The sequence below is a fragment of the Streptomyces sp. NPDC006733 genome, from assembly GCF_040636125.1.
Taxonomy (GTDB): domain Bacteria; phylum Actinomycetota; class Actinomycetes; order Streptomycetales; family Streptomycetaceae; genus Actinacidiphila.
Map to the genome: position 1 here is coordinate 22142 of NZ_JBEYJD010000003.1, position 13040 is coordinate 35181.

The following is a 13040-nucleotide window of genomic DNA, read 5'->3' on the forward strand; positions in this document are numbered from 1 at the left end:
TCCGGCGGCCTCACTCCCCCGGGTCGAGCGCGTCCGCTCCGGCGCGGGCGATGAGCAGGTCCTTGCCGTCGCGCGACCCGCTGACACCGATCGCCCCGATCACCTCGTCGCCCGCGGTGAGCGGCAGCCCGCCGGCGATCAGCGCGATCCCGGGCTGGCTGCCCAGACTGCTGACCAGCATGGTGTTCTCCTCGATGGCCTTGCCGAACACATCGGTGGCCGTGTGCAGCGTCAGCGCGGTGTTGGCCTTGTTCAGCGCCACCGTGGTGGCGGTGTTCGCCGTCCCGTCCCGGCGGGCCATCGCCGTCACATTGCCCCCGGCGTCGATCACCACGAGCGAGACGCGGCAGTCCAGTGCCTCCGCCCGGGCCAGCGCCGCGCCGATGACGCGCTGCGCGCCGGCCAGGCTGATGCTGCGGGTGGTGAACATCGCGGTCTCGGTCTCCTTGAGGTCACTCAAGTCGATGTCTCCATTTCGTGCGTCCGACGGGCCCGGTGAACACCCGCCGGGTGTCCTTCCCGTTCGGGGGAAGAACACCGCCGACGCTCCGCCCGTTGCAACGGACCCCGCCCCGGCGGGGTTTCCCCACCAGCGGCGCTGTGCCGCGCCAGCGGCGGGAGCGCCGCTGACGGCCGACATCCACGGCAACCCATCCGGAGACTCCACATGGCAGAACAACCGCACACCCGACACTCGGGCTGGCTCCTGGTCTCGCTGCTCGGCGGGATGTTCCTCGGCAGCGTGGACATCGCGATCGTGAACATCGCGACCCCGTCGATCCGCGACCACCTCGGCGCCTCCGGCGGCCAGTTGGAGCTGATCGTCTCGGGATACACCCTCACCTACGCCATGCTGCTGATCACCAGCGCCCGCCTCGGCGACCGGCACGGATACCGCACGGTGTACCTGATCGGCCTGGTGGTGTTCACCGCCGCGTCCGCCGCCTGCGGCCTCGCCCCCACGGCGGAGGTGCTCATCGCGGCACGGATCGTGCAGGGCGCGGGAGCGGCGATGACCACCTCGCAGGTGCTGACCGGCATCCAACTGCACTTCGAGGGACGGGACCGGGCCCGCGCGCTCGGCCTGTACACGGCGGTGCTGTCCACCAGCGCCGTCCTGGGCCAGGTCCTGGGCGGGGTGCTGGTTTCGGCCGACGTGTTCGGGACGGCCTGGCGACCGGCCTTCCTCATCAACCTGCCGATCGGCGTCGCCCTGACCGCGGTCGCGTTCCGCTGCCTGCCCGCCGTCGCCCCGAAGCGCAGCAAGAAGCTGGACATCCCCGGCGCGCTGACCCTGTCGGCGGCGCTGCTGCTGCTCGTGGTGCCGATCGTGATGGGCCGGGAGGCCGGCTGGCCGCTGTGGACCTGGGCCAGCCTGGCGGCCTCCGTGGCAGCGTTCGTCCTGTTCGTGCGGGTGGAGCGGCGCCAGGCCGCTCGCGGCGGCAACCCGCTCGTCACCCTGGCGCTGCTGACCCGCCGCCCGGTCGCCCTGGCGCTGATCTCGCAGGCCGCGACGGTGGCCACCTACTTCGGGCTGCTGTTCGTCCTGGCGCTGTACCTGCAGCAGGGGCTGGGCCGCAGCGCCGGCTTCTCCGGCCTGTCGCTGGTGTCCTGGGTCGCCGCGTTCGGCATCGCCGGCCCGCTCCTGGGCCGCTCCGGGCCGCGGGCGAAGCGGCTGGCCGCTCCGGTCGGGCGCGTCGTGCTGGGCGCCGCCTTCGCCGGGATCGCCCTGGTCCTCGCCGCGGGCCAGGCCGGCAACGACCTGGCCCTGATCGCCCTGCTGGGTGCCGGCGGCCTCGGGTACGGGGCGGCCTTCAGCGGCACGCTCACCGGGCTGACCAGCACCGTCACCGACGAGTACGCCGCTGAGGTCAGCGGGCTGTTCAACACCACCATCCAGGTCGGCGGTTCGCTCGGCGTCGCCGTGTTCGGCACCGTCTACCTGGATCTGGCCCCGCACGCCGGCCGCGCCGACGCGGTCACGGCGTTCACCGTCGTCGCCGCCGCGCTGGCGGCCACCGCCCTCGTCGCCGCGGTGCTCGCCCAGTGGGCGCTGCGCCCGGCACCGCCCGCCGCCCCCGCGCCGCACCGGCAGCAGCGCTCGGACCCGGCCCTGCGCCGCTGACCGCCCGGCCCCGTACGTGCGGTGCCCCGCTACCGGATCCGGTAGCGGGGCACCGCACGTACGGGCGCGGTCAGACGCGGGGCTGCAGACCCTCGAGCTGACGTGCGATCACCTGGCGCTCCACCTCCGCGGGCAGCTCCTCCAACTCGGTGCGCTGCGCCGGCTTCCACCCCGCGACGGGCGAGCAGGCGTGGTAGCCCCTGAGGCGTGCGAACGGGGCCACCGCGCCGTACAGGGCGCGCTGCAGCGGCCAGGGGCGGCCGGTGAACCGCAGCACGTCGGAGAACTCCCGCAGGGTCAGCGAGGTCTGCAGCAGGTTCGGCTTGCCCTGTTCGTCGCTCTGCCCCTCCTCGGCCAGACCGAACAGCTCCCGCAGCAGCAGGACCTCGAAGCGGGCGGCCCGGTTGGTGAACTCGACGATCGCCAGGGTCTCCTCGTCGTCGCTCGCACTGTAGAAGCGGTGCGAGGTGCCCGGCGGGACCGCCAGCGTCTGCCCGGTCCGGTCCAGGATGACGTCCCGGTCGGCCATGCTCACCCGCAGCCGGCCGCGGACCAGCGTGAACCGCTCCTCGCTCGCGGGGTGCTGGTGGTAGTCGGCGGCGAAGCCGCCGGGGGCGACGTACAGGTCGAGCACCGACCGGGCGCCGCCGGTGTCGGCGGCGGCCGTACGGACCACGATCTTCTGACGGCACGGGGGGTTGTAGTAGACCTCACCGGCACTGACGGCCATCTTCCCTCTCCTTGCTCAGCTTCCGCGCCACGGGAACGCCGGTCCGGCGCTCCCGTGGCCTGTCGCGTGTTCTGTCCTGCCGGGTGTTCTGTCCTGTCGCGTACCCGGTTTCGTGCGAGCGTCAGGAGGCGGTCTTGGTGCCGCAGATGATCCCGTGGACGGGGATCACGTCCGGCGGCATGGTGCCGATGTCCTGCGAGATCGCCTTGGTGACCTTGAAGCCGCAGTCCTCCATCCACTGCTCGTACGTGGAGATCTTCTGCGGGCCGCCCTGGGCCATGGTGCAGCCGAGCATGTACGCCGGGAAGAAGTCCACCGCGTACGAGTCCTTCACGTCCTCGGGGTAGATGGGCACCAGCACCTGCACCTGCCCGCCGACCTCCAGCGCGTCGTGCACGCTGCGGAAGATGCGGTAGACGTTCTCCTGGTCGAACATGTCCAGGAAGTGCTTGATCATGACGGTGTCGTAGCCCTTGGGCAGGCCCTGGAACACGTCGCCGCCGGCGAACGAGCAGTGCTCCTCGACGCCGTGCTTGCGGAAGTTCGCCCGCGCCTCGGCCTCCTTCTCCGGGAAGTCGAAGCACGTCACCTGCAGGTTCTCGGAGCCCTTGGCGGTCTTGTGCCGGTAGGCCAGGATCGCGCCGAGACCGGTGTTGCCCGCCAGGTCCAGGATCTTCGTGTCCTTGCCGACGTCCAGCTGGTCGTAGAACCACGGGTCGATGAAGTCGGTGACCTGGTCCATCATCGAGCCCCAGGACGCCTGGAGTTCGGGGTACCGGGTGCTCGCCTCGTAGAAGTTGCCGTCGAAGTCGAACAGTTCCTTGAGCCCGACGACCGTACCGGTCCTGACGCTGTCGGACAGGTGGTACAGCTGGCGCAGGCAGACCTCCTTGACCATGTTCATCCACGGGATGACCCGCGCCAGGTCCTCGTCGGTCAGGTCCCGCAGACCGCCGAGCGCATACGTGGACGCGGTCGCGTCGAAGGAGACGAAGTCCTCCTTGACGAGCAGGTGCAGCAACTGCTCGGCGGCGGCGGGCGTCACGCCGGCCCGCTGGGCGATCTGAGCTGCGGTCAGCCCGCCCGTCGTGTCCTCCTTGAGCGAGTCGACGATTCCCAGTTCGAAACAGCTGAGCAGGTTCATGAACCTCAGCGGGCCCAGGGTGTATTCACGGAACTTGGTGAGTACGGCGTCCTGCGAGCTCATCACGGTCTCCTTCGTTGGCCTGTCCGGTGTCCTGGCCTGTCCGGCATCGTTCGGGGCAAGCGTCGTGTGTGACCAACGTAGGAGCCGGGCCACGGCCGGGCACTCCGGAACTTGCGCCCGAACCGGGAACCCCCGGCCGGGGCGCGGGCCGGAGCACGGGACGGGGAGGGACGAGAATGACGACACGACCTGCGGCGACGGGGACCACGCAACCCTCCCCGGCGCACCGGTGTTCTGAACGGTGATGGACGAAACGGCCGAACACCTGACGGAGCGCCTGGCAGTGGACCTCGACGACGGCTTCACGGAGCTGGTACGCCTCTACGCCAGGACGGTTCACGCGTTCCTGTTCCGGGTCACCGGGTCAGCCGTCGAAGCGGAGGACCTGGGACAGGACACCTTCCTGCGCGCCTACACGGCGCTGAAGGGCTACCCACCCGCCCGGCGGCGGGACTTACGGTGCCGGGCGTGGCTGATGACCATCGCGGCCAACGTCTGGCGCAACCAGATCCGCACCAACGTCCGCCACCCGGTGTCCCCGGCCCCGGTCGAGAACTCCGCCGAGTCCTGGGCCGACGAGAGCCCCGGACCGGAGGAACGGGCCTCCACCGCCGACGACCGGGGCCGGCTGGTCTCGGCGCTGACCGAACTCCCCGAGAAGTCCCGCGTCGCGGTGGTCCTGCGGCACGTCGTCGGCATGAGCTACGGGGAGATCGCCGAATCGCAGGGCTGCCCGGTGGGCACCGTCAAGGCGCAGGTCTCCCGGGGGGTCGATAGTCTGCGGGAGTTACTGGACACCGGCGATCCACCCCTGAGGGAGGTGCTGCAGTGAGTCAGAGCGACAACACGGGCCCCGCGCCCCAGGACCGCTCCCTGGAGGACGCCCTGGCCGGTCTCCCGGCACCCGACCCGGTCGATCTGGCGCTGCGCATCCTGCGCCATGTCGGGATCTCCCCCGAACGGTACGACGCCTACGTGCCGCTCGAGACCGACGCGGGCATCCTGTACGCGGCCTACAGCCCGACCGCGGTCACCGGCTCGGTCCTGGAGTCGATGGTGGTCAGCCCCGAGATGTTCGAGGAGACGCACTGGCAGCGCACCGGGCGCACCGCCATCCGCTCCAGCCTGCCCTTCCCCGGGCTGCGCCCCGCTCTGCGGACCGGACGCGCCAAGGCGCTGCCCGTCGACCTCACCGGCTTCGACGCGCAGGAGCGCGCCGTGCTGGAGGCCGTCCGCACCATACCCAAGGGCCAGCTGCGGCCGATCGGCTGGATCGCGCGGGGGGCGGACGTGGCAGACATGGCGGACCTGACCGGCTTCGTCGTCCGCACCCTGGCGCGCAACCCGCTGACGCTGCTGATCCCCTGCCACCGGGTCACCTACGAGGACGGCACCCCGTGCGACGCCGCGTACACCCCCGCCACCGGCCGGGCGCTGCGTTCCGCGGAGGGCATCGACATGGCGCGGCTGGCGGAGCTGTCGCGCCGCGGCGGCCTCCTGCTCGGCAGTGACACCACCTACATCTACTGCCATCCCACCTGTGCCCACGCACGCCGCATCACCCCTCCCCACCAGCGGCCCTTCCGCACCGCGGCCGAGGCCCGGGGAGCCGGCTACCGCGCCTGCCGGAGCTGCCGGCCGGTCTCCGTCTGAGAGCGGTCCGGTCCGGCGGCGCCGATCCGTCCGCGAGGACGGCGGGCGCGAGCGTGCAACCCTTCCCGGTCCGCCGGTGTTCCGTTCTGTGCGGCGATCGGTCGCCCACCGTCCGGCACGACGCACGGGAAGGGACATCCGACATGCGCGACGAACTCGACGACGAGCCCCGCTGGTGGGGCTCCGAACTACTGGCCCGCCATCCCGCCGACGCGCTGTGGGCGCGGGCCGGCTCCGAGGTGACCTACGAGCGGCTGCGCACGCAGGTCACCGCCCAGCGACGGCTCTTCGAGGCGTACGGCGTGCGGCCCGGCGCCACCGTGGTGCTCCAGGGCACGCAGAGCTTCACCCAGCTGTGGGCGATCCTCGCCCTGTGGTCGCAGGGCGCCCAGGTCCTGCTCATGGGGCCGGAGATCCGCGGCAGGGAGCTGGAACACCTGCTGGACCGCTGCCGACCGCAGTTCTACGTCGCCTTCGGCAGCAGTGGGCCCTGGTTCCGTACCTTCCACGACGAGTGCGAGCTGCTCGTCCGCAAGCTGCGTGGCGGGCAGCGGGCGGTGACCGACCACTGCCTGATCCACTTCACCTCCGGCAGCACCGGCTTCGCCAAGGCCGTCGCCCGCACCCCGCAGTCACTGCTCGCCGAACTCGACGCCTTCCGGCGGATGGACGGCATGCCGGGCGCGGGCGCGAATGTCCTGCTGCTGGGCCCCGTCGCGCACTCCTTCAACCTCGTCGGCGGGATCCTGCACAACATGGACGCCGGGGCGGTCAGTGTCTTCCCCACCCGCGCCTCCCGCCCCAACCTGCTGCGGACCGCGCTCAGGACCGGCGCCGACACCGTGCTGGGCCGGCCCGACCACTTCGCCGACCTGGTGCGGGGGGAGCGCTCCGTGCGGCTGCCCGCGCTGCGCCATGCCATCTCCGGCGGCGACCGGCTGGACGGACGGATCCACGCCCGGTTCGCCGAACGCTTCGGGGTGCGCATCGGCCAGGCGTACGGCACGACGGAGACCGGCATCGTGGCCGCCGATCCCACGGGCTGGTTCGCCCCCGGGTCGGTGGGCATGGTGGCCCCGGGGGTGCGGATCCGGATCGTGGACGATGAACTCCAGGTGCGGATGGCCGGCACCCCGTACCTGGGGTCGGAGGAGGCGCCCGCGCGGTTCCTGCCCGACGGCGACCCGGACGGGCCGGGCTGGTTCTGCACCCGCGACCGGGCGGTGTGCGACCCCTCCAGCGGCGCGCTGCGCATCATGGACCGCATCGACCCGCCCGCGGACCGCCGGCAGCTGACGCGCGGCATCGACCACGTCCTGCTCTCCGACCGGACGGCGTCCCGCTCGCTCACCCGCAGCGGGGCCCCGGCGGGCTGACCGGCGGGCGCCGCACCGGTGGCGGGCGAATGCAACCAAATGGCGTGGAAGGTGTTCTTCCAGCTAGCAGGATACGTTCACCTCTCACAAGGAGACGTCGCGTTGACCCGCACCTTGACTGGGATGACAGCGGTCGTCACCGGAGCCGGCAGCGGCATCGGCCGGGCGACCGCGCACGCCCTGGCCGACCGCGGCGCCCAGGTCCTGGCCGTCGGCCGGACCTGGGAGAAGCTGGTCGGCACGGCCCGGAACCGCTCCTCGATCGTGCCGCTGAGCGCCGACGTCACGGCGAAGACCGCGCCCACCACCATCGTCGACACCGCGCTGGAGACGTTCGGCGGCCTCGACGTGCTGGTGCACGGCGCGGGCAGTCTGCGGCGCACCCCGCTGGGCACCGTCTCGGCGGACGACTTCGACCGCTTCATGGCCGTCAACCTGCGCGCCCCGCTGCTGATCACTCAGGCCGCGATGGCGCCGCTGACCCGCGCGGGCGGCACCGTCGTCAACGTCAGCGCGTCCTTCGGGCAGCGCGGCTGGCCGGAGTTGTCGCTCTACGGCGCGGCCAAGGCCGGCCTGGACTTCTTCACCCGCACCTGGGCGGGTGAACTCGCCGACCGCGGCATCCGGGTGGTGTCCGTGGCACCAGGACCCGTCGAGACACCCATCCTGGAGAACAACGCGCTGGACGACCGGGCCGTGACCACCATCCACCGGCTGCACGAACTCCTGCCGCTGGCCCGGGTGGGCAGCGCCGAGGAGATCGCCTGGTGGATCGCCAATTTCGCCGAACCGCTGGCGGCCTACACCACGGGCGCCATTCTCCCGGTCGACGGCGGATACAGCGCCGTGTGAATCGCCCGGGCGCACGGCCCGGGCGAATGCCCCTTTCCTGAGCTCCCCTTCACCGTCACCCGGAGTTGAGAATGCTGTACTGCAATTCCTGAACCGGCGTGCCCGGTTCTATCCCGAGATCCGATACGAGATTCAGGCGCAGCCTGCCGAAGACGTCGAGCGCACGGACCCGGTCCCCCGACATGCTGAGGGCCCGCATGTACTGGCAATGCAGCCCTTCGTGCAGCGGATGCTCATAAACCGGAACGGCAAGATCGGCAATGGCCTCGTGGTACATCCCCATCCGGATCTTGACCTCGGAGAGATCCTCGATCACCCCGAGCTTCGACTCCTCCAGCTCCCGCCGCTGCGCCTCCAGCGCGACCCCGGTCATGACATCGACGAACGCGGGACCGCGCCAGATGTCGAGCGCGCGGCTGAGGAGGGCGAGCCCTTCCTTGTCGTCCCCCTGCCGGATCACCCCGCGGCCGTCGATGACCAGACTCCGGTAGGTGCCGTAGTCGAGCTGCGCCGCCCGGTCGCTGAACACGTATCCGCCCGGTTTGGTCATCAGCAGTTCACGTGCCACCGTCCGCGCCGACAGGCCGGTCAGGCGCTGGAGCACCTTGCGGGACTGGAAGATGTAGGTCTGGATATTGCGCAGCGCGCTCACGGGAGGATCGTCCTCCCAGATCTCGCGCACCAGGGACGAGACGGGGACGACCCCGCCGGCGTTGGCCAGGAGGACGGCGAGCACGGTACGCGGCTTCGGCGCCAGTTCCACCTGGTGCACCGTGTCGTCGAGGGAGACATGCAGAGGACCTAACACTCCTATTTTCATCAACACTTCACGATTCCTTCAGGCCGACTTTTCCTGTAGAAACATGAGAAATAATGAGGCACGCCGGTTGGCCGCGCGTGCAGAGGTCACTCAATTACCGTACCCCGGACACGCCTTCTGTCAAGATACGGCTGAATCGATCCTTGTGGCGCCAGAAATGATCGCTGCTTTTTACCCCACTCTTTACCCCCGTCATGCAACCGTCGGGCGTTCAGCGGTGTTACGGCGTTGCGCTCGCGATGAGCGATGAACCCGCCGCCGTCCGAAATTCGACAGCCTTCGTCTGGCTGGAGTTACCTCTACCCGGGGCCGGAAAGCGCACACCAACGCGGCCGGTTCCCAACGCTCGGCGCGCACGGCCCGCGCCCCGCACGCGGGCCCTCCCGCGTCCGCCCCGGTCCCTGACGGACCGTCCGGTCCGCGCCCCGCACCCGTGCGCACCTGGCACGCGAGGACGGCGCACGGGGCGCGCGCCACCGACCGGGACGCGACGAGGCCCGCCCGCCCGCGCCGGTGGCTTCCGGCAACCGTGGCCGGATAGCACCGGACCATGCCGCAGCTCCTGCGGGGGCGCATGCGAAGATCGCCGCAGGAGCGGAGAGAGCGAGTGATCCCCTGAACACGATGCACGCGGACGAGGCGGCAACGGACGCCGGCCTGGTCCGCCGACTGCTGCGGGCCCAGTTCCCCCGATGGGCCGACCTGCCGATCACCCGGCTCGCCTCCGGAGGCACGGTCAACGCGATCTACCGGCTCGGTGAGGACCTCACCGCCCGGCTGCCGCTGCGTCCCGGCGGCGCCGACGCCATCGCCCTGGAGGCGCACCTGCTCCCCCGACTGGCGCCACTGCTGCCGCTGCCGGTCCCGCAGGTGGTGGCAACCGGCGTCCCGACCGCGGAGTACCCGATGGCCTGGGCCGTGCACCGGTGGATCGAGGGCCGCCCTCCGGTCGAAGGCGCCCTGGCCGCACCGGAGCCCGTGGCCCGCGACCTCGCGGAGTTCGCGGTCGCCTTCCGCCGGATCACCCTCCCCGGCGGCCCGCCCGCGCACCGGGGCGGACCGTTGATCACCGAGGACGCCGAGATGCGGGCGGCGATCGCGGCGCTGCGCCGCACCGACGAACCCTTCGACGCGGACGAGATCACCGCGTCCTGGGAGGAGGCACTCGACGCCCCGCCCTGGACGGGTCCGGCCTACTGGACGCACTCCGACCTCATGCCGAGCAACCTGCTGCTCACCGCAGACCGGGTCTCGGCGGTCCTCGACTTCGGCACCGTGGGCCGGGGCGAGCCGGCCACCGACCTCATCCCGGCCTGGAACCTGCTGCCCGCCCCGGCCCGGCGGGCGTACCGCGAGGCGGTGGAGGTGGACGACGCGACCTGGGCCCGCAGCCGGGGCTGGGCACTGTCCATGGCGGTGATCCAACTCCCCTACTACCGCACGACCAACCCCGTCATCTCCGCCAGCGCCCGCCACGTCATCCGGCAGATCCTCGCCTCCTCAGCCACGGACTGACCCGGCGGGCTAGTCCAGCTGGTCGAGCCGGTAGTCGAACCACATGCGGTGCGTGCCGTCCTCGTCGACCGCCATCCCGCCGGCGCCGGTGATCCCGGTCAACGCGCCGGTTCCGCTGGAGGGCACGATGGTGAAGAACTCCGCGCTGCGGTCGCTGCCGGACGTGGTCGCCGAGTGCACGAAGTTGAAGGCGCCCTCCCGCCCGTGCAGCGCGCCCTCGAAGGACTCCATGGCCACGTACGTGCCGACGCCGGTCGTCTGGTCGAACGCGGCGGTGAACAGGGTCGCCGAACGCCCCGCGGCCTCGCCCTCGAAATGCTTCTCCATCGTCGCGACCCCCACCGGCACGCCGGTGACGATGGCCGGCTCGGAGCGCAGCTCGGTCGGGACGAACGCCTTGACGGTGAAAATTGCGGTAGCTCTCATGCGCCGACCGTACCGAGCCCCTCTGACAACGACGGCCGGGCCCGGGCGCGCTCGATCTCGTTGATGTGGCTCTCCGTCCACTGCCGCAGCGCGGTGATGGGACCGGCCAGGCTCCGGCCGAGGCCCGTCAGGGCGTACTCGACGCGGGGCGGGACGGTCGGGTGGACCGTGCGGGTGACGAAACCGTCGGCTTCCAGGCGGCGCAGGGTCTGCGTCAGCATCTTCTGCGAGACGCCCTCGATGCGCCGGCTCAAGTCGGTGTAGCGCAGGGTGCCTTCGAGCAGCGCGTCGACGATCAGGATCGTCCACTTGCCGGCGATGTGGTCGAGGACCTCACGCGTCGGGCACTTCGCGGAGTAGGCGTCGGCGGGCAGTCCGGAGGATTCCACCACGGTCGTCATGGGAGGGAGAGTAGCGCACTAAAAGGTGCCCTCTTCCGATAGGAGAGCCTCTCTCCAATAGTGAGTGACATGACCGATCCCACGCTCTCCGTCGCCACCGCGATCCGCAACCGCCGCACCGTGCGCCGCTACCGGCCCGATCCGCTCCCGCCGCACACCCTCACGACCCTGCTCGAACTGGCCCTCGAAGCGCCCACCAGCTGGAATCTGCAGGACCGTTCGATCGTCGCCGTCACGAGCGACGAAGGCCGCAAGGGGCTCGCCCGGGCCACCGGCGGCCAACCGCAACCGCACGAGGCCCCGGTCACACTGGTCTTCGTCGCCGAACCGCAGGCCTGGCGCGACGACCAGAGCGACGTCCACGACCGGGCCCGCGCGGCCGGGGCGTGGAGCGACGAGTTCATCGCCGGGTTCGCCGCCGCGTCCACGGCGTTCCAGCGCGACCTCGACCGGCGCGGCCTGCTGCGCGAGTACGCCGTCAAGGACGCGATGATCGCAGCGTCGTTCGTCATGCTCGCCGCGACCGAACTGGGCCTGGCGACCTCCCCGATGAACGGCTGGGACGAGGAGAAGGTGAAGCAGGTGATCGGGATCGGGGACCGCCCCGACCTGGCCATCGCCCTGCTCGTGTCCATCGGCTACCCGGCCGAGGTCCGGCACCACCCCGGCCGCCGCCCCCTGGAGCGCAACGTCTTCCACGAGCGGCACGGGCAGCCCGGTGGCCGCGGCCTCAGGCCAGCGCGATGAGCCCGGCGATGCCGGCGGCGTACAGGCCCAGGACGAGCAGGGAGTCCACGCCCAGACGGCCGATGCGCCGCTGCGGCCGGAAGATCAGACCCACCGCGTAGACGGCGGTGAGCAGGGCCCCCAGGCCCGTGAGGTAGATGTCGGTGTGCTGCGCCTGCGGCAGCACCGCCTGGCCGGACAGGAGGTCGGCCAGGACGAAGAGGATGGGCAGGAAGGCGTTCCCGCCGAAGATGTCGCTCATCGCCAGTTCGTAGTCGCCCAGCTTGACGCTGGTCAGGCCGGTGGACAGCTCCGGCAGCGACGTGGCCGCGGCCAGCACGGTGGCACCGAACAGGACCCCGCTCAGCCCGATGTGTCCGGCGATCTCGTCACCGCTGCGCTCCAGGACGACGCCCGCCACCAAGGTGGCCGCCGCCGCGGCGGCGAACACCGTCGCGGCCCGGGCCGTGGAGATGTTGCGCCGGGTCGCGGCGGTCTCCCTCTGCTGCTTCGCGTGACCACGCGGCGCCTCCTGGCCGTCGGGGGCGCGGCCGGAGTCCTTCCACGGCAGGCTCCGGCCGGCCCGCCCGACCAGCCACACGCCCGTCAGCCACAGGAGGGCGATGAGCACCGAAGCCGGCGTCAGCCGCAGCGCGTACACGTGGGCCGGCAGTTGGGAGCCCATGACGGTCACGGTCAGCACAGCGATCACCAGCAGGGCTTCCAGGACCAGGACCAGGCTGGCCGCCTGGAAGGTCAGGGGCCTGCGCGCCCGGACACCGAACGCGTCCAGCGCGACCAGCACCACCGTCTGGATGGCGATACCGCCCAGGATGTTGCCGACCGCCACCCCGACGTTGCCGCTGAGAGCGGCCGAACAGGTGATGGCGATCTCCGGCAGGTTGGTCGCGATGGCCAGCAGCACCGTGCCGCCCAGGGCCGCGCCGAGGTGGAGCCGCTGATCGAGGACGTCCACCGTGTCGGACAGTTGCACGCCCGCGACCCAGATCACCCCCGCGGCCGCCACGAACACGCCCACCAGGGCCCACAACGGCCAGCCGCCCACACCACCACATCCTTCTTGATCGTCTGCTGCGGTGGCGGGTACCCGGCGCACCGGCGACTACGCAGTCGCCGGTGGCCGAAACGGTGCAAGCGCCGCACGAGCGGGTGTTCGAGACGGAACGGACGGGAAAGGGGGATGCGGAA

14 protein-coding genes are annotated in these 13040 nt (G+C 71.3%); 7 read left to right on the forward strand and 7 right to left on the reverse strand.

Features of this window, described 5'->3' with window-relative positions:
• Positions 1-10: 10 nt before the first annotated feature.
• The gene (locus ABZ721_RS04165; protein ID WP_358787012.1) at positions 11-460 is read right to left on the reverse strand and encodes a heme-binding protein; all 450 of its coding nucleotides are present in this window, start codon (positions 458-460) and stop codon (positions 11-13) included.
• A gap of 207 nt (positions 461-667) precedes the next feature.
• Between ABZ721_RS04165 and ABZ721_RS04170 the strand changes: the two genes are divergently transcribed.
• The gene (locus tag ABZ721_RS04170; protein ID WP_358787013.1) at positions 668-2125 is read left to right on the forward strand and encodes an MFS transporter; all 1458 of its coding nucleotides are present in this window, start codon (positions 668-670) and stop codon (positions 2123-2125) included.
• Positions 2126-2195: 70 nt separating this feature from the next.
• Here ABZ721_RS04170 and ABZ721_RS04175 read toward each other — a convergent pair whose 3' ends face one another.
• Together ABZ721_RS04175 and ABZ721_RS04180 are read right to left on the reverse strand one after the other, a co-directional pair.
• Entirely contained in the window at positions 2196-2855 is a 660-nt protein-coding gene (locus ABZ721_RS04175; protein WP_358787014.1) for a cupin domain-containing protein, read from the reverse strand.
• Positions 2856-2976: 121 nt separating this feature from the next.
• Positions 2977-4062 carry a methyltransferase gene (locus tag ABZ721_RS04180; RefSeq protein WP_358787015.1) on the reverse strand — a complete coding sequence of 362 codons (1086 nt, stop codon included), beginning with the start codon at positions 4060-4062 and terminating at the stop codon, positions 2977-2979.
• Between the two features lie 244 nt (positions 4063-4306).
• On the opposite strand from ABZ721_RS04180, the gene ABZ721_RS04185 reads away from it, so the two are divergent.
• From ABZ721_RS04185 to ABZ721_RS04200, 4 genes are all read left to right on the forward strand, one after another.
• Positions 4307-4894, forward strand: a complete 588-nt coding sequence (locus ABZ721_RS04185) for an RNA polymerase sigma factor (RefSeq protein WP_358787016.1) — start codon at positions 4307-4309, stop codon at positions 4892-4894.
• Positions 4891-5715 carry an MGMT family protein gene (locus ABZ721_RS04190; protein ID WP_358787017.1) on the forward strand — a complete coding sequence of 275 codons (825 nt, stop codon included), beginning with the start codon at positions 4891-4893 and terminating at the stop codon, positions 5713-5715. Before ABZ721_RS04185 ends, ABZ721_RS04190 begins: the two co-directional genes overlap by 4 nt.
• A gap of 143 nt (positions 5716-5858) precedes the next feature.
• Complete coding sequence (locus ABZ721_RS04195; protein WP_358787018.1) at positions 5859-7091, forward strand: AMP-binding protein; 1233 nt, start codon at positions 5859-5861, stop codon at positions 7089-7091.
• Between the two features lie 123 nt (positions 7092-7214).
• Positions 7215-7943, forward strand: coding sequence for an SDR family oxidoreductase (locus tag ABZ721_RS04200; protein ID WP_358787019.1), 729 nt, complete (start codon positions 7215-7217; stop codon positions 7941-7943).
• Between the two features lie 55 nt (positions 7944-7998).
• Here ABZ721_RS04200 and ABZ721_RS04205 read toward each other — a convergent pair whose 3' ends face one another.
• A complete protein-coding gene (locus ABZ721_RS04205; protein ID WP_358787020.1) occupies positions 7999-8706 on the reverse strand; it encodes an AfsR/SARP family transcriptional regulator in 708 nt (235 codons plus the stop codon).
• A gap of 681 nt (positions 8707-9387) precedes the next feature.
• Between ABZ721_RS04205 and ABZ721_RS04210 the strand changes: the two genes are divergently transcribed.
• Positions 9388-10278 carry an aminoglycoside phosphotransferase family protein gene (locus ABZ721_RS04210; RefSeq protein ID WP_358787021.1) on the forward strand — a complete coding sequence of 297 codons (891 nt, stop codon included), beginning with the start codon at positions 9388-9390 and terminating at the stop codon, positions 10276-10278.
• A 9-nt stretch (positions 10279-10287) separates the two neighbouring features.
• On the opposite strand, the gene ABZ721_RS04215 is transcribed toward ABZ721_RS04210, so the two are convergent.
• Positions 10288-10704, reverse strand: coding sequence for a DUF3224 domain-containing protein (locus ABZ721_RS04215; RefSeq protein WP_358787022.1), 417 nt, complete (start codon positions 10702-10704; stop codon positions 10288-10290).
• Positions 10701-11105, reverse strand: a complete 405-nt coding sequence (locus tag ABZ721_RS04220; RefSeq protein ID WP_358787023.1) for a helix-turn-helix domain-containing protein — start codon at positions 11103-11105, stop codon at positions 10701-10703. The genes ABZ721_RS04215 and ABZ721_RS04220 overlap by 4 nt, the downstream gene beginning before the upstream one ends.
• Positions 11106-11174: 69 nt before the next feature.
• On the opposite strand from ABZ721_RS04220, the gene ABZ721_RS04225 reads away from it, so the two are divergent.
• Positions 11175-11852 (forward strand): nitroreductase family protein, encoded by a 678-nt coding sequence (locus ABZ721_RS04225; RefSeq protein WP_358787024.1) that lies wholly within the window; start codon positions 11175-11177, stop codon positions 11850-11852.
• Here the strand turns inward: ABZ721_RS04225 and ABZ721_RS04230 are convergent.
• The gene (locus tag ABZ721_RS04230) at positions 11836-12897 is read right to left on the reverse strand and encodes a hypothetical protein (RefSeq protein ID WP_358787025.1); all 1062 of its coding nucleotides are present in this window, start codon (positions 12895-12897) and stop codon (positions 11836-11838) included. The two genes, ABZ721_RS04225 and ABZ721_RS04230, sit on opposite strands and share 17 nt — an antisense overlap.
• Positions 12898-13040: the final 143 nt, after the last annotated feature.